General features: G+C 69.3%; 17 protein-coding genes. 6 read left to right on the forward strand and 11 right to left on the reverse strand.

The window, feature by feature from the left end:
• Positions 1–2: 2 nt before the first annotated feature.
• From ACO2Q1_RS02885 to ACO2Q1_RS02895, 3 genes are all read right to left on the reverse strand, one after another.
• Entirely contained in the window at positions 3–2264 is a 2262-nt protein-coding gene (locus tag ACO2Q1_RS02885) for an RNA degradosome polyphosphate kinase (RefSeq protein ID WP_423328038.1), read from the reverse strand.
• A gap of 61 nt (positions 2265–2325) precedes the next feature.
• Entirely contained in the window at positions 2326–2997 is a 672-nt protein-coding gene (locus ACO2Q1_RS02890; RefSeq protein WP_423328039.1) for a chromosomal replication initiator DnaA, read from the reverse strand.
• A 102-nt stretch (positions 2998–3099) separates the two neighbouring features.
• Positions 3100–3387, reverse strand: a complete 288-nt coding sequence (locus ACO2Q1_RS02895; protein WP_423328040.1) for a YciI family protein — start codon at positions 3385–3387, stop codon at positions 3100–3102.
• A gap of 151 nt (positions 3388–3538) precedes the next feature.
• Between ACO2Q1_RS02895 and aspS the strand changes: the two genes are divergently transcribed.
• On the forward strand, positions 3539–5377 hold the full coding sequence (gene aspS / locus ACO2Q1_RS02900) for an aspartate--tRNA ligase (protein WP_423328238.1): 1839 nt from the start codon (positions 3539–3541) through the stop codon (positions 5375–5377).
• A gap of 59 nt (positions 5378–5436) precedes the next feature.
• On the opposite strand, the gene ACO2Q1_RS02905 is transcribed toward aspS, so the two are convergent.
• A complete protein-coding gene (locus ACO2Q1_RS02905) occupies positions 5437–6327 on the reverse strand; it encodes a pentapeptide repeat-containing protein (protein ID WP_423328041.1) in 891 nt (296 codons plus the stop codon).
• Between the two features lie 96 nt (positions 6328–6423).
• Positions 6424–6912 carry a pentapeptide repeat-containing protein gene (locus tag ACO2Q1_RS02910; protein WP_423328042.1) on the reverse strand — a complete coding sequence of 163 codons (489 nt, stop codon included), beginning with the start codon at positions 6910–6912 and terminating at the stop codon, positions 6424–6426.
• An 80-nt stretch (positions 6913–6992) separates the two neighbouring features.
• Between ACO2Q1_RS02910 and ACO2Q1_RS02915 the strand changes: the two genes are divergently transcribed.
• A complete protein-coding gene (locus ACO2Q1_RS02915; RefSeq protein ID WP_423328043.1) occupies positions 6993–7802 on the forward strand; it encodes an ABC transporter ATP-binding protein in 810 nt (269 codons plus the stop codon).
• 6 nt (positions 7803–7808) lie between these two features.
• Here the strand turns inward: ACO2Q1_RS02915 and ACO2Q1_RS02920 are convergent, their stop codons facing one another.
• Positions 7809–10388, reverse strand: a complete 2580-nt coding sequence (locus ACO2Q1_RS02920) for a TSCPD domain-containing protein (RefSeq protein ID WP_423328044.1) — start codon at positions 10386–10388, stop codon at positions 7809–7811.
• 195 nt (positions 10389–10583) lie between these two features.
• On the opposite strand from ACO2Q1_RS02920, the gene ACO2Q1_RS02925 reads away from it, so the two are divergent.
• Positions 10584–10976 (forward strand): NADH:ubiquinone oxidoreductase subunit NDUFA12, encoded by a 393-nt coding sequence (locus tag ACO2Q1_RS02925; protein ID WP_423328045.1) that lies wholly within the window; start codon positions 10584–10586, stop codon positions 10974–10976.
• Positions 10973–11623 carry a DUF2155 domain-containing protein gene (locus tag ACO2Q1_RS02930; RefSeq protein WP_423328046.1) on the forward strand — a complete coding sequence of 217 codons (651 nt, stop codon included), beginning with the start codon at positions 10973–10975 and terminating at the stop codon, positions 11621–11623. The genes ACO2Q1_RS02925 and ACO2Q1_RS02930 overlap by 4 nt, the downstream gene beginning before the upstream one ends.
• A 2-nt stretch (positions 11624–11625) precedes the next feature.
• Here ACO2Q1_RS02930 and aat read toward each other — a convergent pair whose 3' ends face one another.
• The 5 genes from aat to ACO2Q1_RS02955 all read right to left on the reverse strand — a co-directional run bounded on the left by aat (position 11626) and on the right by ACO2Q1_RS02955 (position 17128).
• Positions 11626–12333 carry a leucyl/phenylalanyl-tRNA--protein transferase gene (gene aat, locus ACO2Q1_RS02935; RefSeq protein ID WP_423328047.1) on the reverse strand — a complete coding sequence of 236 codons (708 nt, stop codon included), beginning with the start codon at positions 12331–12333 and terminating at the stop codon, positions 11626–11628.
• On the reverse strand, positions 12303–13655 hold the full coding sequence (gene accC / locus ACO2Q1_RS02940) for an acetyl-CoA carboxylase biotin carboxylase subunit (RefSeq protein ID WP_423328048.1): 1353 nt from the start codon (positions 13653–13655) through the stop codon (positions 12303–12305). The genes aat and accC overlap by 31 nt, the downstream gene beginning before the upstream one ends.
• A gap of 10 nt (positions 13656–13665) precedes the next feature.
• Positions 13666–14157, reverse strand: a complete 492-nt coding sequence (gene accB / locus ACO2Q1_RS02945) for an acetyl-CoA carboxylase biotin carboxyl carrier protein (protein WP_423328049.1) — start codon at positions 14155–14157, stop codon at positions 13666–13668.
• A 14-nt stretch (positions 14158–14171) separates the two neighbouring features.
• Complete coding sequence (gene aroQ / locus ACO2Q1_RS02950; protein WP_423328050.1) at positions 14172–14642, reverse strand: type II 3-dehydroquinate dehydratase; 471 nt, start codon at positions 14640–14642, stop codon at positions 14172–14174.
• Between the two features lie 110 nt (positions 14643–14752).
• Positions 14753–17128 carry a glycoside hydrolase family 95 protein gene (locus ACO2Q1_RS02955; RefSeq protein ID WP_423328051.1) on the reverse strand — a complete coding sequence of 792 codons (2376 nt, stop codon included), beginning with the start codon at positions 17126–17128 and terminating at the stop codon, positions 14753–14755.
• Between the two features lie 114 nt (positions 17129–17242).
• Between ACO2Q1_RS02955 and thiS the strand changes: the two genes are divergently transcribed.
• Both thiS and ACO2Q1_RS02965 read left to right on the forward strand, forming a co-directional pair.
• Positions 17243–17440 carry a sulfur carrier protein ThiS gene (gene thiS, locus ACO2Q1_RS02960; RefSeq protein ID WP_423328052.1) on the forward strand — a complete coding sequence of 66 codons (198 nt, stop codon included), beginning with the start codon at positions 17243–17245 and terminating at the stop codon, positions 17438–17440.
• Between the two features lie 61 nt (positions 17441–17501).
• Complete coding sequence (locus ACO2Q1_RS02965; protein WP_423328053.1) at positions 17502–18284, forward strand: thiazole synthase; 783 nt, start codon at positions 17502–17504, stop codon at positions 18282–18284.
• The last annotated feature ends 62 nt before the right edge of the window (positions 18285–18346 follow it).

Raw genomic sequence — 18346 nt, forward strand, 5'->3', positions numbered from 1 at the left:
GCCTATTTGCCGGGCCTCACATAGCGCAGGGCCTCGGGCTTCGTCTTCACCTTTCGACCGCGTCCGGACAGGCTGGGGTTGGTCATGAAATACTGATGCGCGGAGAACGGCCGGGCGGGATCGGACGGCGTCAGCCGCTCATAGTCGCCGTCGGGCTTCAGGATCCAGCTCTGCACGTCGTCCTTCAGGTTGGCGACCATGATCTGGTCCAGCACCTGGTCGTGGACGGTGGCGTTGCGGATCGGGGCCATGACCTCGACGCGTCGTTCCAGATTGCGGGTCATCCAGTCGGCCGAGGACACGAACACCTTGGCCTTGTCGTGCGGCAGGTCGCGTCCGTTGGCGAAACAGATGATGCGGCTGTGCTCGAGGAAGCGGCCGACGATCGACTTGACCCGGATGTTCTCCGACAGGCCCGGCACGCCCGGCCGCAGACAGCAGATGCCGCGCACCACCAGATCGATCCGCACCCCCCACTTGCTGGCGCGATACAGGGCGTCGATGATCTCCGGATCGACCAGGGAGTTCAACTTGACCCAGATGGCGGCGGGCTTGCCCATGGCGGCGGCCGACATCTCCTTGCCGATCAGCTCCAGCAGGGTCGATTTCATATTCAGCGGCGACACGACCAGCGCTTCCAGCGCCTCGGGCGTGGCGTAGCCGGTGATGTAGTTGAACACCCGGCTGGCGTCGCGGGCCAGGGCGGGGTCGGAGCTGAACAGGCTCAGGTCGGTGTAAACCTTGGCCGTCACGGGGTGATAGTTGCCGGTGCCGAAATGGCAGTAGGTCTTCAGCCCCTCGCCCTCGCGACGGACCACCACGCTCAGTTTGGCGTGGGTTTTGTACTCGACGAAGCCGAAGACGACGTGGACGCCCGCACGCTCCATGGCCCGGGCCCAGCGCAGATTGGCTTCTTCGTCGAACCGCGCCTTGATCTCGACCAGGGCGGTGACGTTCTTGCCGTTCTCGGCCGCCTCGATCAGGGCCGCGACGATCGGGCTGTCCTTGGAGGTGCGGTAGAGCGTCTGCTTGATGGCGATGACGTTCGGGTCGCGGGCGGCCTGGCGCAGGAACTGGACCACCACGTCGAAGCTCTCGAACGGGTGGTGGATCAGGATGTCCTTCTCGCGCACGGCGGCGAAGACGTCGCCGCCCTGGTCGCGCACCCGTTCCGGATAGCGCGGCTCATAGCCGGGGAACTTCAGCTCGGGATGGCCGGCCGGGATCAGCTCGGACAGCTGGGCCAGGCCCAGCATGCCGTCGACCAGCACCACGTCCTGCGGCGCGGCCTCAAGCTCGCCGACGATGAACTCGCGCAGGTCGTCGGGCATGGCCGCCTCGATCTTGACCCGCACCACCTCGCCCAGACGCCGCTGCTTAAGGGCCTCCTCATATTCGAGGACCAGATCCTCGGCCTCTTCCTCCACCTCGATGTCGCTGTCGCGGATCAGGCGCAGCAGGCCCTTTTCCAGCACCTCGCAGCCCGGGAACAGGTGATCGATGAACAGCAGCAGCATCGATTCCAGGGTGAGGTAGCGCCGCCGCCCCTTGGCCGAGCGGCCGTCGGTCGGCAGCTCCCAGAAACGCCTCACCTGGGTCGGCACCGGCACCAGGGCATACAGGGTGCGGTTGTCGCTGTTGCGCTTCAGCTTCAGCGCCAGGGAGAAGCCGAGATTGGGCAGGAAGGGGAAGGGGTGCGCCGGGTCGATGGCCAGGGGCGTCAGGACGGCGAACAGCTGGTTCAGGAACTCGGGCTCCAGCCGCTCTTTCTCGGTCTGGGTGATCTTGGACGAGGAGATGACCTCGATCCCGGCCCCGGCCAGCTCGACGCGCAACTGCGCCCAGCGGCCCTGCTGCTCGGCCATCAACTCCCCGGCCTGTACGTTGATGCGCTCCAACTGTTCGGCCGGGGTCAGGCCGTCGGCCGACAGGACCCGCACCCGCTCGCGCACCTGGCCCTTCAGACCCGCCACCCGGGTCATGAAGAATTCGTCCAGATTGTTGGCCGAGATCGACAGGAACCGAAGCCGCTCCAGCAGGGGATGCGCGGGGTTGGCGGCCTCTTCCAGGACGCGGGCGTTGAACTTCAGCCAGCTGATCTCGCGATTGAAGAAGCGGGCCGGCGAGGTCATCAGCGCCTCGTCCAGCACGAACTGGGGCGCGCGGGAGGAGGGCACGGTCTCGCCGGCGGGCGTCTCCTTGATCGGCGCGTCCTGGGCGGCGGCGCGGGAAGCGGAAGCAGGTGAGAGGACGTCGTCGGTCATGCGGTGATCTTGGTCGGCGATTGCGACACTCGCAACCACGCGGCGGTTCGTCGCGGACGGATCAGTCGTCCCCGGCCACGCCTTCCAGCGCCTGACGGGCCAGGGCGCGGGTGACCGGGCGGTGCAGGGCGTCCATGCGCGCCACGATGTCGGCCGCCGCGTCCGCCGAGCGGTCGATGCGGCGGACCAGATAGTCGACCACGTCTTCGCCGGGCGTCATGGCGCGCTCGGCGAAACGGGCGCGCAGAATGGCGGCCAGGACCACGTCGTCCGGGGCCTCGATCGCCACCACCCGCATGGCGTCCAGTCGCGAACGCAGGTCGGGCAGGGCGGCCTTCCAGAGGCGCGGGGAGGGCCGGGACACCAGCAGCAGGGCGCCGCCGTCCGCCTGGGCCAGGTTGATGAGGTGGAACAGCGCCTCCTCGTCGGCGTCCTGGGCGATGTCCAGCAGGACGGGCCGCCCCTCCAGCTCCAGCGGATCGACCAGGGCGGCCTCGGCCCCGTTCAACCCCACGGCGCCCAGTCGTTCGGCCCAGATGGCCGCCAGCCGGCTCTTGCCGCTGCCGGCCGGCCCGCACAGGGCCATCACCCGTCCCGCGCCGTCGGGCCAGCGCGACAGGACGTCGAACGCCTCGATGTTGCAGTCCGAGCGCACGAAATCCGCACCCAGGTCGGGCGCGTCGTTGTGCAGCGGCAGGCGCAGCTGATCGGTCATGGCGTGTCGCGCCGACATGGCTGGAACCTAGCACCAGCGGCGGCGCGGACGGTTAATGCGGCCGGGGAGATCGGGGACAAGGCGTCGCGCCTGTGGATCGCCGCCGCCATGGACCGTCCCTCAGAGCCGACCCTGCAGGGCCGGGGTGATCTTGTTCGCCTCCATCTCGACGATGGCGAAGGTGGCCGCTCCCTCGATGTGGAACGGGTCCTGGGTCAGCAGCTCGGCCAGGTCGTCATGGGAGACGCGGTCCGACACGATCAGCACGCCGCCCGTCCGCGATTTCAGCGGCCCGGTGACCAGGAACAGGCCGGACGCCACATGCGGGTCCAGCCAGGCCCGATGCGCGGGCCGCACCGCGTCCACGATCTCGGTGGCGGCCGTATAGGTCAGGGTGACGATGAACATAGGGCTCTCTCGGGGTCCGTATCGCCGTGATATGTGGATTCGCGGAGGCCGTCACAACCGGGCCCGGACGCCTCCGACCTTGACTTTCGGGGGCGATGGTGGCCCTTCCGCCCCTTCCGTTTCCCGCCGCCCGCGCGGCCGAACCCAGACGATTCCCCATATGCACGCCTATCGCTCCCACACCTGCGGCGCCCTCCGTTCCTCGGACGCGGGCGCCAATGTGCGCCTCTCGGGCTGGGTTCACCGCAAGCGCGACCACGGCGGCCTGCTGTTCATCGACCTGCGCGACCACTACGGGCTGACCCAGCTGGTCTTCCATCCGGAGACGCCGGGCTTTGATCTGGTCGAGCGTCTGCGCGCCGAGAGCGTCATCAAGGTGGACGGCGAGGTCATCGCCCGCGACGCCTCGGTGGTGAACCCAAACCTGCCGACGGGCGAGGTCGAGGTGCGCGTGGCCGGCGTCGAGGTGCTGTCCGAGGCCGCCGAACTGCCGATGCCCGTCTTCGGCGATCAGGAATACCCCGAGGACATCCGTCTCTCGAACCGCTTCCTCGACCTGCGTCGCGAGCGGTTGCACAAGAACATCGTCCTGCGCTCGAAGGTGATCTCCTCGATCCGCCGTCGCATGGTCGATCAGGGCTTCCTGGAATACCAGACCCCCATCCTGACGGCCTCGTCGCCGGAAGGCGCGCGCGACTTCCTGGTGCCGTCGCGTCTGCACCCCGGCAAGTTCTACGCCCTGCCGCAGGCCCCGCAGCAGTTCAAGCAACTGCTGATGGTCTCGGGCTTCGACCGCTATTTCCAGATCGCGCCCTGCTTCCGCGACGAAGACCTGCGCGCCGACCGTTCGCTGGAGTTCTATCAGCTCGACGTCGAGATGAGCTTCGTCACGCAGGAGGACGTTTTCGCGGCGATCGAGCCGGTGATGCACGGCGTGTTCGAGGAGTTCGCCGACGGCAAGCCGGTGTCGCCGATCGACGGCAAGCACGTCTTCACCAACGATTTCGGCGACACGTTCGAACACGCCGGTTTCGAACGCCTGACCTACGCCCAGTCGATGGCCTGGTACGGCACCGACAAGCCGGACACCCGCAACCCGATCAAGATGCAGGTGGTTTCCGACCACTTCCGCGACGGCGGCTTCGGCCTGTTCGCCAAGATCCTGGGCGCCGACGACAAGAACGCCGTCTGGGCCATTCCGGCGCCGACGGGCGGTTCGCGCGCCTTCTGCGACCGCATGAACTCCTGGGCGCAGGGCGAGGGCCAGCCGGGCCTCGGCTATATCTTCTGGTCGGATGATCAGGGCGCCTGGGGCGGGCCGATCGCCAAGAACCTGGGCCAGGAGCCGACCGAGGCGCTGATGGGATCGCTGGGCCTGGGGCAGGGCGACGCCGCCTTCTTCACGGCGGGCAACCCGGCCGTGTTCGCCAAGTTCGCCGGACTGGCCCGCACCCGCGTGGGCACGGAGCTGAAGCTGGTCGACGAGAACCAGTTCAAGTTCTGCTGGATCGTCGACTTCCCGATGTTCGAGTGGTCGGAAGACGAGAAGAAGGTCGACTTCAGCCACAACCCCTTCTCCATGCCGCAGGGCGGTCTGGAGGCGCTGGAGACCCAGGATCCCCTGACCATCCGCGCCTATCAGTACGACATCGTCTGCAACGGCTATGAACTGTGCTCGGGCGCGATCCGGAACCACAAGGCCGAGATCATGCTGAAGGCCTTCGGCATCGCCGGCTATGACGCCAGCGTGGTCGAGGATCAGTTCGGCGGCATGTTGAACGCCTTCCGCTACGGCGCGCCGCCGCACGGTGGTCTCGCGCCCGGCATCGACCGTATCGTCATGCTGCTGGCCAATGAGACGGCCATCCGCGAGGTCATCGCCTTCCCGCTGAACCAGCAGGGCGAGGATCTTCTGATGAACGCGCCGACCGAGGCGCAGGAGCGTCAGCTGAAGGACGTCCACATCCGGACGGCCTTGCCGCTCAAATAAGGCTGGGCGTCGTTACCCGGTCGCCGCTGTCCGGCGGCGGCCAGCGCAGTCCTGAGCCATCAGTCCTGGGCGAGCAGCAGCTGGCGCTGGACCGGCGGAACCGGCGGTGACGGCGGACGCGGCGGGGCCACGCGAACGGTCATACGCGACCGGCAGGCCGAGGCCGTCAGGCCGCGAGGCAGGCGGGTGGTGTCGTCGCCGCACGCCTCCGACACCTGCGACTGGGTCAGGCCCAGGGCGCCCGACAGGTCAGCCCCGCGAATGTCGGTCCGCCGCAGCGAGGCGCCGTTGAAATTGGCCCGACTGAACTGGCCGCGGCTGAGGCGCGAACCGTCCAGGGTCGCATTGCGGAAATCCGCGCTGCTGAAGTCGCCTGCGCCCAGGTTGGACGCCGCCACCTCGGCGTTGCGGAACGAGGCGGCGCGGGCGTTCACATTGGCCAGGGTCACGCCGAACATCTCGGCCGAGGTGAAGTTGGCGCTGGACAGGATCGCGCCGTTCATATTGGCGCCGCTGAGTTCGGAAGACGACAGATTGGCGCGGATCAGGTTGGAGCGGGAGAAGACCGCGCCGCTGGCCGAGACGCCGGTCAGGTTGGTGTCGGAAAAGATGGCGCTGCTGAAGTTCGATCCGCTCATCTCGGCCCCGCGCAGATCGCCGCGCGAAAAGTCGCTGGAGGAGAAGTTGGAGCCGGTCAGTTCGGCTCCGCGCAGATTCGCCCCCACCAGGGTGGCGCTCATGAAGGTGGCGCCGGTGAAGGTAGCGCCGGACAGGTTGCGGCCGGACAGTTCGCAGCGGTTGCAGGATCCGCCCAGGCTGACCAGGCGGGCCACGTCGCGGTCCTGAACCGACACCCGCACCCCGGCGGCGGCGGGCACGGCGGCCAGGCCGGCGGCCGTCGCGACGGCGACGACGGCAAGACGACGGAAAGGGCGAGCGATCTGTTTCACACCCCCTCCATGCCGCCTAACGCCGAAAAGCCCTACTTAAATCGAGGTAAGGATGGCGCCGTTATCGTTGCGATCCTGTGACCATCGGTCGGTGGGTCAGCAGGCGGGGATATGCAGCCGGCCGGGCAGGGTGGTCGAGGCGTCGCCACAGGCGCGGTTCAGTTGCGCCTGGGTCAGGCCGGTCGCCCGCCCCAGCTGGGCGCCCGAGAAGTTCGTGCCCGACAGATTGGCGCCGGAGAAGTTGGCGCCTTCCAGATAGGCCCCGACGAAGCTGGCGTTGGTCAGGTTGGCTCGCGAGAAGCTGGCCCCGGAGAACACTCCGCCATAGGCCTCCACGTCACGCAGGTCCGCGCGGGTGAAACGCGCCCGGTTCATGACCGTGAGGCTGAGGTCAGACTGCCGCAGCCGGGCGCCGGTCAGGTTCAGCCCCCGCCGCTCCAGCCCCGAAAAGTCGCCCTGGAACAGGTTGCAGCCGGGACAACTGGCTCCACGGCGCACGCTGGCGATCTGTCCGGCGTTCTGGGCCAGAACGGGCGTCGCCGCCGCGACGGCGGCGCTGAAGAGGACGAGGAGCACAGGTTTCATCGGCGGGTTCCGGACCGGACAGGCGGAAAATCGATCCCCAGCCTATCGCCAAGGTGCTTACGATCTGCTGAACCGACGCCATGGTCACGTCTCAGCCCTCACCGTTGCTGGAAATGGCCGGCGTCAGCGTCGTGCGGGGCGGGCGCGCGCTGCTCGACGACGTCAGCCTGACGATCGGTCGCGGGGAACACACCGCGATCCTCGGCGCGAACGGATCGGGCAAATCGACGCTTGTCCGGCTGATCGCCCGCCAGCTCTATCCCACGCCGGACGTCCGGGGGCGGACCGGTCAGGTGCGCATCTTCGGCGAGGCGCTGTGGGACGTCTTCGATCTGCGGCGTCGGCTCGGCATCGTGTCCCCGGCCCTCCAAAGCGATCTGGCGGGCGAGGAGCCGCTGGAGGCGTTCGACGCGGTGGTGTCGGGCTTCTTCGCCTCTCGCGGCCTCTGGCGTCGTGAGGCGACCCTGACGATGCGGCGAGACGCCGAGGCGGCCCTGGCCCGGATGGGCGCCGATCACCTGGCGGGTCGGTCCCTCGCCACCCTGTCGACCGGCGAGGCGCGGCGCGTCCTGATCGCCCGCGCCCTGGTCCATCGCCCGGAGGCCCTGCTGCTGGACGAGCCCTGCGGCGGGCTGGACCCCGTGGCCCGGCGGGACTTTCTGGAGGATCTGCGCGCGGTCGCGCGGGCGGGCGTGACCCTGATCCTGGTGACGCATCACGTCGAGGAAATCCTGCCGGAGATCACGCGCCTGGTCCTGCTGCGCGACGGGCATGTGCTGCGGGACGGCAGGCGCGACGCCCTGCTCAACGGCGAGGTCCTGACCGAGGTGTTCGGGCGGGAGATGATGGTCGAACGCCGCGGCGACTGGGACTGGGCGCGGATCGCCTGAGCCGGATCAGCCCCTCGCCGAGGGACTGGCCGAGGGATTGGGCAGGCCGGGCCGCCCCGCCGCGCCGCAACTGTCGCAGATCCATTCGCCGCCCTTGTTCTGCAGGGCGAAATCGCCGCAGGCCGGACAGGCGTCCGCGTCGATGACGGAGGGCGTCGGGGTCTGGGCCTCGCGATCGCGTCCGAACGGCAGGACGACCAGATTGTCCGGCGTCTGGCCCCGCGCGAAACCCTTGGAGATGAAGCGGGCGGCCGGCACCAGCTCATCGGCCTTGCCCTGACCCAGGCCGTCGGCGTCCAGAGTCTCGGCGTCGGCGTTGGCCAGTTCTTCTCGGCCCAGATAGCTGACCCCCAGCTCGCGGAAGATGTAGTCGAGAATGGAGGTCGCCGAGCCGATCGAGTCGTTGCCCGTGACCCGCCCCGCCGGCTCGAACCGGGTGAAGACGAAGGCGTCGACGAACTCGTCAAGAGGCACGCCGTATTGCAGGCCGATCGAGATCGCGATGGCGAAATTGTTCATCAGGCTGCGGAAGGCGGCGCCTTCCTTGTGCATGTCGATGAAGATCTCGCCCAACTCGCCGTCGTCATATTCGCCGGTGTGCAGATAGACCTTGTGGCCGCCCACCGCCGCCTTCTGGATATAGCCCTTGCGCCGGTCGGGGAGTTTTCGGCGCGCGCGGTCGCGCTCGATCACCCGCTCCACGATCCGTTCCGTGACCGCAGGATCGGGCGTCGGCTCGGGGTCGGCGCGGCGGGCTGCGACCGGTTCCGGCTCAACGAAATCGAGGAACGGCTCGGACGGCGGCGCGGCGCGACGCAGGGCGATCAGGCGACGCCGCGCCTGAACCCCTTCGCGCAGCGCCTGAAGCGCCTCTTCCGGACCCGCGTCCCAGGCCAGGGCGATGGGCCGCGCATCCGCGACGTCCGCCCGCGTGGCGACGGCGGCCCGGACACGGCGTTCAATCCCGTCGGGGGCCAGGTCCAGGGCCATGCGCAGGGCGTCCGGCGCGGCGACCCAGTCCGCCAGGCTGGGATGCCCGAGAGCGTGGGCCTCTGCGGCGTCTATGGCGTCCTCCGCCAGGCCGAGGCGGCGGGGCAGGGATGTCGAATCGGCGGGGTCCAGGCCCAGCACGTCCTGCACGAAGCCGGGGTCCAGGGCGGCGAAGGCCTGATCCAGGGTCCCGGCCTCGGCCAGGGCGGACTCAAGGGCCTGCAGTTCGGCGTCGGTGAAGCCGAGGCCGCGCAACATCTCGTGGTCGACGCCCGGTCCCTGGTGCAGGGTTCGCCGACCGAACAGACGGCGCTCGGCCGCCAGGACGACTTCGGGTCCGCCGTTCGCCGCCAGGGCCCGGGCCAGGCTGGGGCGCAGTCGACGGATCACCTCGCCGTCGGCGGTCTGATACGCCTCGACATGGCTGAATTCGGACAGGCCGAGGCGCAGGGCGGCCTCCGGATCGTCATTGAGCAGGTTCAGCGTGCGGTTGCGCCTCACCCCCGGCGTCCCGAGCCGCACGCCCAGTTCGCGCGACGCCGCAGAGGCCGCCCTCGCGACCGCCGCAGCCATATCCGCGAGGGCCGCCAGCCCGGTCTCATCGGGCGTCCGGCCCTGGCTGAACAGCCAGTCGGCGCCGCCCGCCAGGCCGAGGGTGAGCGGCCGTCCGCCGGACGTGTCCAGATCCGAAGCGAGGTCCAGGGCCGTGGTCCACAGCCGCACCAGAGCCTCCAGCGTCGCCAGGTCGTCGCCGATCGCCGTCAGATTCAGGGCGCAGCCCGGGGCGACGGTCGCATCGGCCAGGGCCTGGGCTTCGGCGATATCGAGGGCCAGGACGACGCCGCGTTCGGTCAGGGCGGCCTCGGCGGCCTCGGTCAGGATGGCGGCGCCGGGCGACGCCTCCAGGCGGCCGGCCGGGGCGTGAACCAGCCAGGGCGTCTCTGTCTCCGGCGGCTGGACAGGCGCCGTCCAGCGTTCGCCGCTCAGGGCGCGGCGGATGTCGGCGTCCCGGCATCCGGCGCGGCGCGCCGCCGCCGCCGCCCGCGCCAGGGCCGGATTGGCGGCGGGATCGCGGCAGTCCCGGGCGGGACCTTCACACCGCGCCACGGCGTCGGCGACGGCGTCGAGGGCGCGCACGGCGGCCTGGACCGCCGTCCCCTGCAGCTCGCGCGCGCGCTGGGCGGACACCGCCGCCGCCAGGAGGGCGCGGTCGGCGTCGGACATCAGGTCATGGATGGTCGGAAGCGGTCGCCCCCCGCCGGCGGCGGGCGCGGCCAGCCCCAGGGCCATCGAGGCCGCCAGCTCCGTCGCGAAGGTTTCGGCCTCGGCGGCGTCGGCGAAAAGTCCGGCGTCCAGCCCGCGCGCCGCCAGCCGCTCGGCCCAGTCGGCCGGCGCCCCGGCCAGCATGGCGTCGAGGTCGTCGACACGCGGCTCCACCGGCGGCACGGTGGCCGCCCAGTCGAGCCAGGCTTCGATCTGGACGTCGCTCCAGCCGTCAGGGGCCAGCACGGCGGTCAGGGAATCGGCGCGTTCGATCTCCCGCCGGGCCAGGGCGAGGCGGCCGGTCTGGAGCGCGAAACGGGGCTTGAAACGCATGGGAGCCTCGGCTTTACGGCCAGCCTAGGGGCCTTTCGCGCTGTCGGCAATAAATCTTGGGGTCGCGACGGGTGTTACCCCCAAGATATTGAGGCCGGTTTCGTGCGGCGCATGCTGGACGGCGGGCGGCCCGGTTTCTATGATCGCTTGACGCGCCGGACTGCCCGGCCCGGACGACATTCTCGGACCTCCCACGTGCTCGACAAGATCTTCACCTGGTGGAACGGGGCCACGATCGGCACCCTGTTCACCATCGCCAAGCGCGCCGACCTGATCGGCACCGACGAGCTGGGCAACCGCTACTACGAAGCGCGCGACCGCAAGAGCTACGACGGCCGCAAGCGCCGGTGGGTGGTCTATAACGGCTATGCGGAGGCGTCCAAGGTGTCGCCGGACTGGCATGGCTGGCTGCACTACACCTTCGACGAGCCGCCGACCCAGGAGCCTCTGCCGCGTCGGCGCTGGGAGAAGGATCATCAGCCGAACCTGACGGGCACGCCGATGGCGTGGCGCCCGCAGGGATCGCTGGCCGCCGAGGGCGTCCGCCCGCCGGCCGTCGGCGACTACGAGTCCTGGAAACCCGAATGAAGCGCCTGCGGCCGCTCCTGATCGGCGGCGCCGGCCTGGTCCTGGCCGTGAGCGGCGGCGCCGTCGTGGCGGGCGGCTGGCAACAGGCGACGCCCCAGCCGGCGACGCCGTCCTCGGCCGACCCGATCGGCGACCTCCTGCGCGCCCAGCCGCCGGTCGAGAGCCCGCCCGCCGGCGGCCCCGCTCCCAAGGCGCCCACGCCGGTCACGCCGCCGATCGCGCCCGGCGACCTGACGCCGCCGCCCATCGAACCGGTCGAGACCGAGGTCGTGGAAAAGGCGCCTCCCGCCCAGATCGTCACCGAACCCGAGACGCCCGCCCCCCGCAAACGCCTGCGCGTCGTGGTGGTCGAGGCCATCGACAAGATCACGGCCGAGAAGATGCGGTTCGAGGTCGTGGTCGGCGGCCGTCCCGTGCGCTTCAACAACAGTCTGGTGTTCTCTGCCCGGGCTTGCGAACTGTCGGGGCCCAATGAGCCGATCGAGGACGCGGTGGCCTATATGGACGTCAGCCTGCAACCCAGGGGCGCCCTGGCGGGGACGGAGGCGCGCCAGATCTTCCGGGGATGGATGTTCGCCTCCAGCCCGGCGGTCAGCGGCCTGCAGCACCCGCTCTACGACGCCTGGATCGTCGGCTGTAAGACCTGATTCTATCGGGCCGTCGCGAGATCGACCGCCTCGGAGCCGGACATCGGCAGGGTCAGGGACGCCACGTCCGGCTGAACCGCCAGCGCCGCCTTCAATCGCCTCAGGTAGGCCGCCTGCGGCGTCTCGATCGCGCCGAAGCGGCTGAGGTGCGTGGTCATGAACTGGGCGTCCAGCAGGGTCCAGCCGCCGCGTCTCATCCTTGCGACCAGATGCACCAAAGCGACCTTTGAGGCGTCGGTCGCCCTGCTGAACATGCTCTCTCCGAAAAAGGCTCCGCCCAGGGTCACGCCATACAGACCCCCGACGAGGACGTCGTCCCGCCAGCATTCCACGCTGTGGGCCCGGCCGCGCTGGTGCAGGGCCAGGTAGAGGTCGCGGATCGGCGCGTTGATCCAGGTGTCCTCGCGACCGTCGGCCGGCGCCGCGCATCCGTCCAGCACCTCGGCGAAGGCCGTATCGACACGAACGTCGAACGCCGCGCTCCTGACCGTGCGCCTGAGCCGCGCCGGGACGTGGAATCCGTCGAGCGGGAGAACGCCTCGCTGCTCCGGCTCGACCAGGAAGACGCGCGGGTCGTCGCGCGCCTCTCCCATCGGGAAGACGCCGCGCGCGTAACAGCTCAGCAGTTCGTCCGGCCCGAAGCCGTGCGGAAAGGGTTGGGCCGAAAAGTCCGGCTCGCTCAGCCTTCGGCCTTCCGGTTCGCCGCCCATTTCTCCAGCCAGTGGATGTCGTAGTCGCCGGACAGGATGTCGGGCTCGTTCAACAGCTTCTGGAACAGGGGGATGGTGGTGTCGACACCGCCGACGATCATCTCGCCCAGGCTGCGTTTCAGGCGGGCGACGCATTCCGTACGGTCCCGACCGTGCACGATCAGCTTGCCGATCAGACTGTCGTAGTAGGGCGGGATCGAATAGCCGGCGTAGATGGCGCTATCCAGCCGCACGCCCAGGCCGCCGGGGGCGTGGAAGTCGGTGATCTTGCCGGGCGAGGGAGTGAAGGTGTCGGGGTTCTCGGCGTTGACCCGAACCTCGATCGCATGGCCCTCGAAGACGATGTCGTCCTGGGCGAACGACAGCGGCAGGCCGGCGGCCACCCGGATCTGTTCGCGGACCAGATCGACGCCCGTGATCATCTCGGTGACCGGGTGTTCGACCTGAAGACGGGTGTTCATCTCGATGAAGAAGAACTCGCCGTCCTCCCACAGGAACTCGATGGTGCCGACGCCCAGATAGCCGATGGCGGCGATGGCCTTGTTGACCGTCTCGCCGATCTTCCTGCGCCCTTCGGCCGACAGGGCGGGCGAGGGGGCCTCTTCCAGCACCTTCTGGTGGCGCCGTTGCAGCGAGCAGTCGCGCTCGCCCAGATGGACGACGTTGCCGTGCGCGTCGGCGATGACCTGGATCTCGATGTGGCGGGGCTTCTGGAGGTACCGCTCCATATAGACGGCGCCGTTGCCGAACGCGGCCTTGGCCTCGGACTGGGCGGTCTGGACGGCCTCGACCAGATCGTCGGGCGTCAGCGCGACCTTCATGCCGCGCCCGCCGCCGCCCGCCGCCGCCTTGACGATCAGGGGAAAGCCGATGGATTTCGAGGCTTCGATCGCGGCCTCGACCGTCTCGACCTCGCCGTCGGAACCGGGAACGACCGGGATGCCGGCGTCCTTGACCGTCTGTTTGGCGCTGATCTTGTCGCCCATGACGCGGATGTGCTCCGGCTTGGGTCCGATGAAGGTCATGCCGTGGGCTTCGACGATCTCGGCGAAGCGGGCGTTCTCGGACAGGAAGCCATAGCCGGGATGGATCGCCTGGGCGCCCGTGATCTCGGCCGCAGCGATGATCGACGGGATGTTCAGATAGGATTTGGCCGCCGGAGCCGGGCCGATGCAGACGCTCTCGTCGGCCAGCCGCACCCACATGGCGCCGCGATCGGCCTCCGAATGCACGGCGACGGTGGAAATGCCCATCTCCTTGCAGGCGCGATGGACCCGCAGGGCGATTTCGCCCCGGTTGGCGATCAGGACCTTGGTGAACATCGGTCCGGCCTTACGCTTCGAGCAGGATGAGCGGTTCGCCGAACTCCACCGGCTGGGCGTCGCCGACCAGCACCTCGGCCACGACGCCGTCACGCGGGGCCTGGATCGGGTTCATGGTCTTCATGGCCTCGACGATCAGCAGGGTCTGGCCCTTCTTGACGTTGTCGCCCGGCTTGACGAACGGCGGAGCCTCCGGCGACGCCTGCAGATAGACGGTGCCGACCATCGGCGACTTCACCTCTTCGCCCGCGCGGGCGACGATCGTGGCCGGATCGCTGGGCATGGAGGCCGGGACCGGAGCGGCGGCCGGCGCCGCGGCGATGGGGGCCGGCGCGGCGGCGTAGGCCATGGGCGCGGCGGCGACGGTGATCTCGCGCTTGACCTTGATCTTCAGGTCGCCGCGCTCGACCTCGATTTCGGTCAGCTCGGTCTCGTTGAGGATGTCTGCGAGCGACCGCACCAGGGCGGCGTCGATGTCGTGGTGTTTCTTGTCATCGGCCATTGGCTTGGACCTTCTTAGGTTTGGGGCGAACGGGCGGCGGCGTCGCCGCGTTCCCGGATCAGCCCGAGGGCGGCCTGAACGGCCAGGTGATAGGACTGGGGGCCGAAGCCCGAGACGACGCCGGACGCGGCCAGGGACACATAGGTGTGACGCCGGAATTCCTCGCGCGCGGCGGGGTTGGACAGATGGCATTCGATCACCGGGATCGACAGGGACTTCAGCGCATCCAGCAGGGCGATCGAGGTGTGGCCGTATCCGGCCGGATTGATCACCAGGGCGTCCGCCTGGCTGCGGGCCTCCTGCACCCAGTCGATCAACTGCCCCTCGTGGTTGGTCTGGCGAAACACGACCGCGGCGCCCTCGGCCGCACGCTCGCAGATCGCCTGAACGTCGGCCAGGGTCTCGCGGCCGTAGATGTGCGGCTCCCGAACTCCGAGGAGGTTCAGGTTGGGGCCGTTCAGCACGTGGATGACGGGTTGGGCCATGGGCTCCGGGTGGCGGCGCCTGACGCGACGTCAGGTTCTGGATCGGGCGGAATCAGGCGGCCTTTTAGCGGAGCCGCGCCAAGGATCAAACCCGTAGCACGAACCCGTGTCTATGCCTGGGTCCAGCCGCCTTCCGACAGGCGCAGACGGCGGCGGCCGTTGCGATCCAGCCGCCCCGTCGTCCGCACATCGCCGAAGCGCACGACGAAGGGGGTGTCGGGCGCGCCGCGCAGGGTGACCTGATCCGGGCGCGCGGCGCTCCAGCTGAGGTCCATCTCCAGCCCGCCGCGCGCACGCACGCCGCTGACGGAGCCCCTGGGCCAGGCCGACGGCAGGGCCGGCAGCAGATCGATCTCGCCGTCCGCCGAGTGGAACAGCATGCCCATGATCCCGGCGGCGCCCCCAAAATTGCCGTCGATCTGGAACGGCGGATGGGCGTCGAACATGTTGGGATAGGTGCGCTCCGGCCCCAGCAGAAGTTTCAGCACCGTGTGCGCCCTGTCGCCGTCCAGCAGCCGCGTCCACAGATTGATCCGCCAGCCGATGGCCCAGCCGGTCGACAGGTCGCCGCGAATTTCTAGCGACCGGCGCGCGGCGGCGGCCAGTTCGGGAGTCTTGCCGACGCTGATCTGGTCGGACGGATACAGGCCGTACAGATGCGAGACATGGCGATGGTCCTGCTCCGGCGCCTCCATGTCCCAGTCGTCCAGCCATTCCTGCAACTGACCGTCCTTGCCGATCTGATCGGCAGGCAGCCGCGCTCGCGCCGCCCGGACCTCGGCGCGGAAGTCCCGATCCAGACCCAGGGTCTCGGCCGCGGCGACGGTGTTGTCGAACAGGTCCCGCAGGATCTGGCTGTCCATCGCCGGCCCGGCGCAGATCGAGGCGCCGAACGGGTGCAGGTTCTCCGGCGACATGGACGGACAGGTGACCAGTCCGCGCCCCTTCGGATCCTCGACCAGAACGTCGAGGAAGAACCGGCTGGCGCCCTTCATCAGCGGATAGACCTCGGCCAGATAGGCGCGGTCGCCGCAATAGTCCCAGTGGTCCCAGAGGTGTTTGCACAGCCAGGCGCCGCCCGTGGGCCACATGCCGTAACGCGCCTGGTCGATCGGCGCGGTGGCCCGCCACAGGTCGAGATTGTGATGCGCCACCCAGCCTCGCGCGCCATAGTTGACGCGGGCCGTCGTCGCCCCGGTCTCCGCCGCCTCCCGCACCAGCCGGACCAGCGGTTCCACGCACTCCGCCAGATTGCCGGGCTCGGCCGGCCAGTAGTTCATCTCGGTGTTGATGTTGATCGTGTATTTGCAGCCCCAGGGCGGGTTCAGGCGGTCGTTCCACAGCCCCTGAAGGTTCGCCGCCTGCGTGCCCGGCCGCGAACAGGCGATCAGCAGATAGCGCCCATACTGCATGTACAGCGCCGCCAGACCCGGATCCTCCTGGGTCAGGGAACGGGCGATCCGGACATCCGTGCTCTGGGCCGGATCGAACGTTGGCCCCAGGTCGATGGAGACGCGCCCGAACAGGGCCGAATGATCCGCCACATGGGCGTCGCGCAGGGCCGCCGCCGTCTGCCCCGCCGATCGGGCGAGGGCCTGGCGGTTGCGGACGGCCGGGTCGGCGTCGGCCTGTTTGGGGCCGACATGACTGGTGGCCATGACGATCCGGATCGTCGCGGCGTCGGCGCCGTCGACCGTCAGGCGCCCGCCACGGGTCGTGACCCGTCCGCCTTCGGCCTCAACCTGGACGCAGGCTTCGAACGTCAGCGCCGAGGCGATCCCGTGCTGGCCGGTGTTGCGGCCCTTCAGGAACAGCCGATCGCCCTCTGCGACGGCGTCGCCCGGCTGGGGCGTCTCGAACTCGGCGTCGAAGGTGATCCGGCCCGGCGTGTCCGCCGTCAGTCGAACGATCACGGCGTCGGCCGGGTGCGAGGCGAAGATCTCCCGCCGATAGCGCACCCCGTCGCGCGCATAGGTGACGGCGGCGATCCCCGTCTCGAGATCCAGGTCCCGGCGGTAGTCCGACGCCTGGGACGAGGCGCCGAAGGTCAGCATCAGGTCGCCGACCGTCTGATAGGACATCTGGCGGATGGGCCGGGCCATCATCTTTTCATGGGCCAGGGCCTGGGCCGCGAGATACTCGCCCGCGAAAATCAGCCGCCGCACCTCGGGCAGGGCCTCCAGCGCCTCGGGCGACGAGGGATCATAGGGACCACCGCCCCACAGGGTGTCCTCGTTCAGTTGAAGCCGCTCGCGCGCCACGCCGCCGAACACCATGGCGCCCAGCCGGCCGTTGCCGATCGGCAGGGCCTCGGTCCAGGCCTCGGCCGGCGCGCGGTACCACAGCTTCAGCGCATTCGGGTCGGCCGCCGCCGGGCGTGCCGTCGCGACGGCCTGGGCGCGGATCGGTCCGGCGGCCGCCGTCAGGGCCAAGGCCGCGCCCCCCGCCAGAAGGCCGCGACGACTGGTTGCTCGACCGAAGCTCATCCTTGTCCTCCCCAGGCGCCGAAAGGGGGACTGTAGCGAGGCCAAATAATATTACAAATGAGATCGAAGGTCGCGCCTGTGCGTCCTGACGTCACTTCTGCTATGTCGTCGCCCATGCAGATTCAGCTGAACGGTGAACCTCGCGACGTCTCGGCCACGACCATCGCGGCGCTTGTGCTGGAGGTCGGCTTCGATCCCCGAAAGGTGGCGGTGGAGCGCAATCTGGAGATCGTGCCCCGGTCCCTGCACGCCGCCACGGTCCTGGCTGACGGCGACCGGATTGAACTGGTGCAGTTTGTCGGCGGCGGTTGATCGCGATCAAATCGCGCGACAGGCGGTTTCGCGAGGCGTGCCGAAGGTCTAGGTCACCGGCATGACCGAAGCTGTTTCCGACACCTGGACCGTCGCCGGACGGACGTTCACCTCGCGCCTGATCGTGGGCACCGGCAAATACGTCGACTACGCCCAGAACGCGGCGGCAGCCGAGGCGGCGGGGGCCGAGATCGTCACCGTGGCCCTGCGTCGCGTGAACCTGTCGGACCCGAACCAGCCGATGCTGGTCGACCATGTGAAGCCGGACCGGTTCACCTTCCTGCCCAATACGGCCGGCTGCTTCACCGGCGAGGATGCGGTGCGGACGCTGCGGCTGGCGCGCGAGGCGGGGGGATGGTCCCTGGTCAAGCTGGAGGTCCTGTCCAACTCGGCCCACCTGTATCCCGACATGGTCGAGACGCTGCGGGCGCTGGACATGCTGGTCAAGGACGGGTTCGACGTCATGGTCTACTGCACCGACGACGTCGTCATGGCGAAACGGCTGGAGGAGGCGGGCGCCGCCGCCGTCATGCCCGCCGCCAGCCCGATCGGCTCGGGCCTGGGCATCCAGAACCGCGTCAACATCCGCCTGATCGTCGAACAGGCGACCGTGCCGGTTCTGGTCGACGCGGGCGTCGGCACGGCCTCGGACGCAACCATCGCCATGGAGCTGGGCTGCGACGCCGTCATCGCCAACACCGCCATCGCGGGAGCGAAGGACCCCATACTGATGGGCTCGGCCATGAAGCATGCGGTGATCGCCGGACGTCAGGCCTATCTGGCCGGACGCATGCCCCGGCGCATGTACGCCGATCCCTCGTCGCCGCTGGCCGGACTGATCTGAGGCGACGCCCGGCCGATTGGCGCCGCGCCCGTTCCGGTCCACAGTGACCGGACAGCGGGAGG

Origin of the sequence: Brevundimonas sp. VNH65 (genome assembly GCF_049445955.1) — a bacterium.
Lineage (GTDB): Bacteria > Pseudomonadota > Alphaproteobacteria > Caulobacterales > Caulobacteraceae > Brevundimonas.

Excerpts from the sequence above, each read along its gene's own strand:
- aat (WP_423328047.1), bottom strand. The coding sequence starts at position 12,333 with ATGGGCGGCGAACCGGAAGGCCGAAGGCTGAGCGAGCCGGACTTTTCG.
- accC (WP_423328048.1), bottom strand. The coding sequence starts at position 13,655 with ATGTTCACCAAGGTCCTGATCGCCAACCGGGGCGAAATCGCCCTGCGG.
- aroQ (WP_423328050.1), bottom strand. The coding sequence starts at position 14,642 with ATGGCCCAACCCGTCATCCACGTGCTGAACGGCCCCAACCTGAACCTC.
- ACO2Q1_RS02915 (WP_423328043.1), top strand. The coding sequence starts at position 6,993 with ATGGTCACGTCTCAGCCCTCACCGTTGCTGGAAATGGCCGGCGTCAGC.
- ACO2Q1_RS02965 (WP_423328053.1), top strand. The coding sequence starts at position 17,502 with ATGACCGAAGCTGTTTCCGACACCTGGACCGTCGCCGGACGGACGTTC.
- ACO2Q1_RS02895 (WP_423328040.1), bottom strand. The coding sequence starts at position 3,387 with ATGTTCATCGTCACCCTGACCTATACGGCCGCCACCGAGATCGTGGAC.
- ACO2Q1_RS02920 (WP_423328044.1), bottom strand. The coding sequence starts at position 10,388 with ATGCGTTTCAAGCCCCGTTTCGCGCTCCAGACCGGCCGCCTCGCCCTG.
- ACO2Q1_RS02885 (WP_423328038.1), bottom strand. The coding sequence starts at position 2,264 with ATGACCGACGACGTCCTCTCACCTGCTTCCGCTTCCCGCGCCGCCGCC.
- accB (WP_423328049.1), bottom strand. The coding sequence starts at position 14,157 with ATGGCCGATGACAAGAAACACCACGACATCGACGCCGCCCTGGTGCGG.
- ACO2Q1_RS02955 (WP_423328051.1), bottom strand. The coding sequence starts at position 17,128 with ATGAGCTTCGGTCGAGCAACCAGTCGTCGCGGCCTTCTGGCGGGGGGC.
- ACO2Q1_RS02910 (WP_423328042.1), bottom strand. The coding sequence starts at position 6,912 with ATGAAACCTGTGCTCCTCGTCCTCTTCAGCGCCGCCGTCGCGGCGGCG.
- ACO2Q1_RS02930 (WP_423328046.1), top strand. The coding sequence starts at position 10,973 with ATGAAGCGCCTGCGGCCGCTCCTGATCGGCGGCGCCGGCCTGGTCCTG.
- ACO2Q1_RS02890 (WP_423328039.1), bottom strand. The coding sequence starts at position 2,997 with ATGTCGGCGCGACACGCCATGACCGATCAGCTGCGCCTGCCGCTGCAC.
- thiS (WP_423328052.1), top strand. The coding sequence starts at position 17,243 with ATGCAGATTCAGCTGAACGGTGAACCTCGCGACGTCTCGGCCACGACC.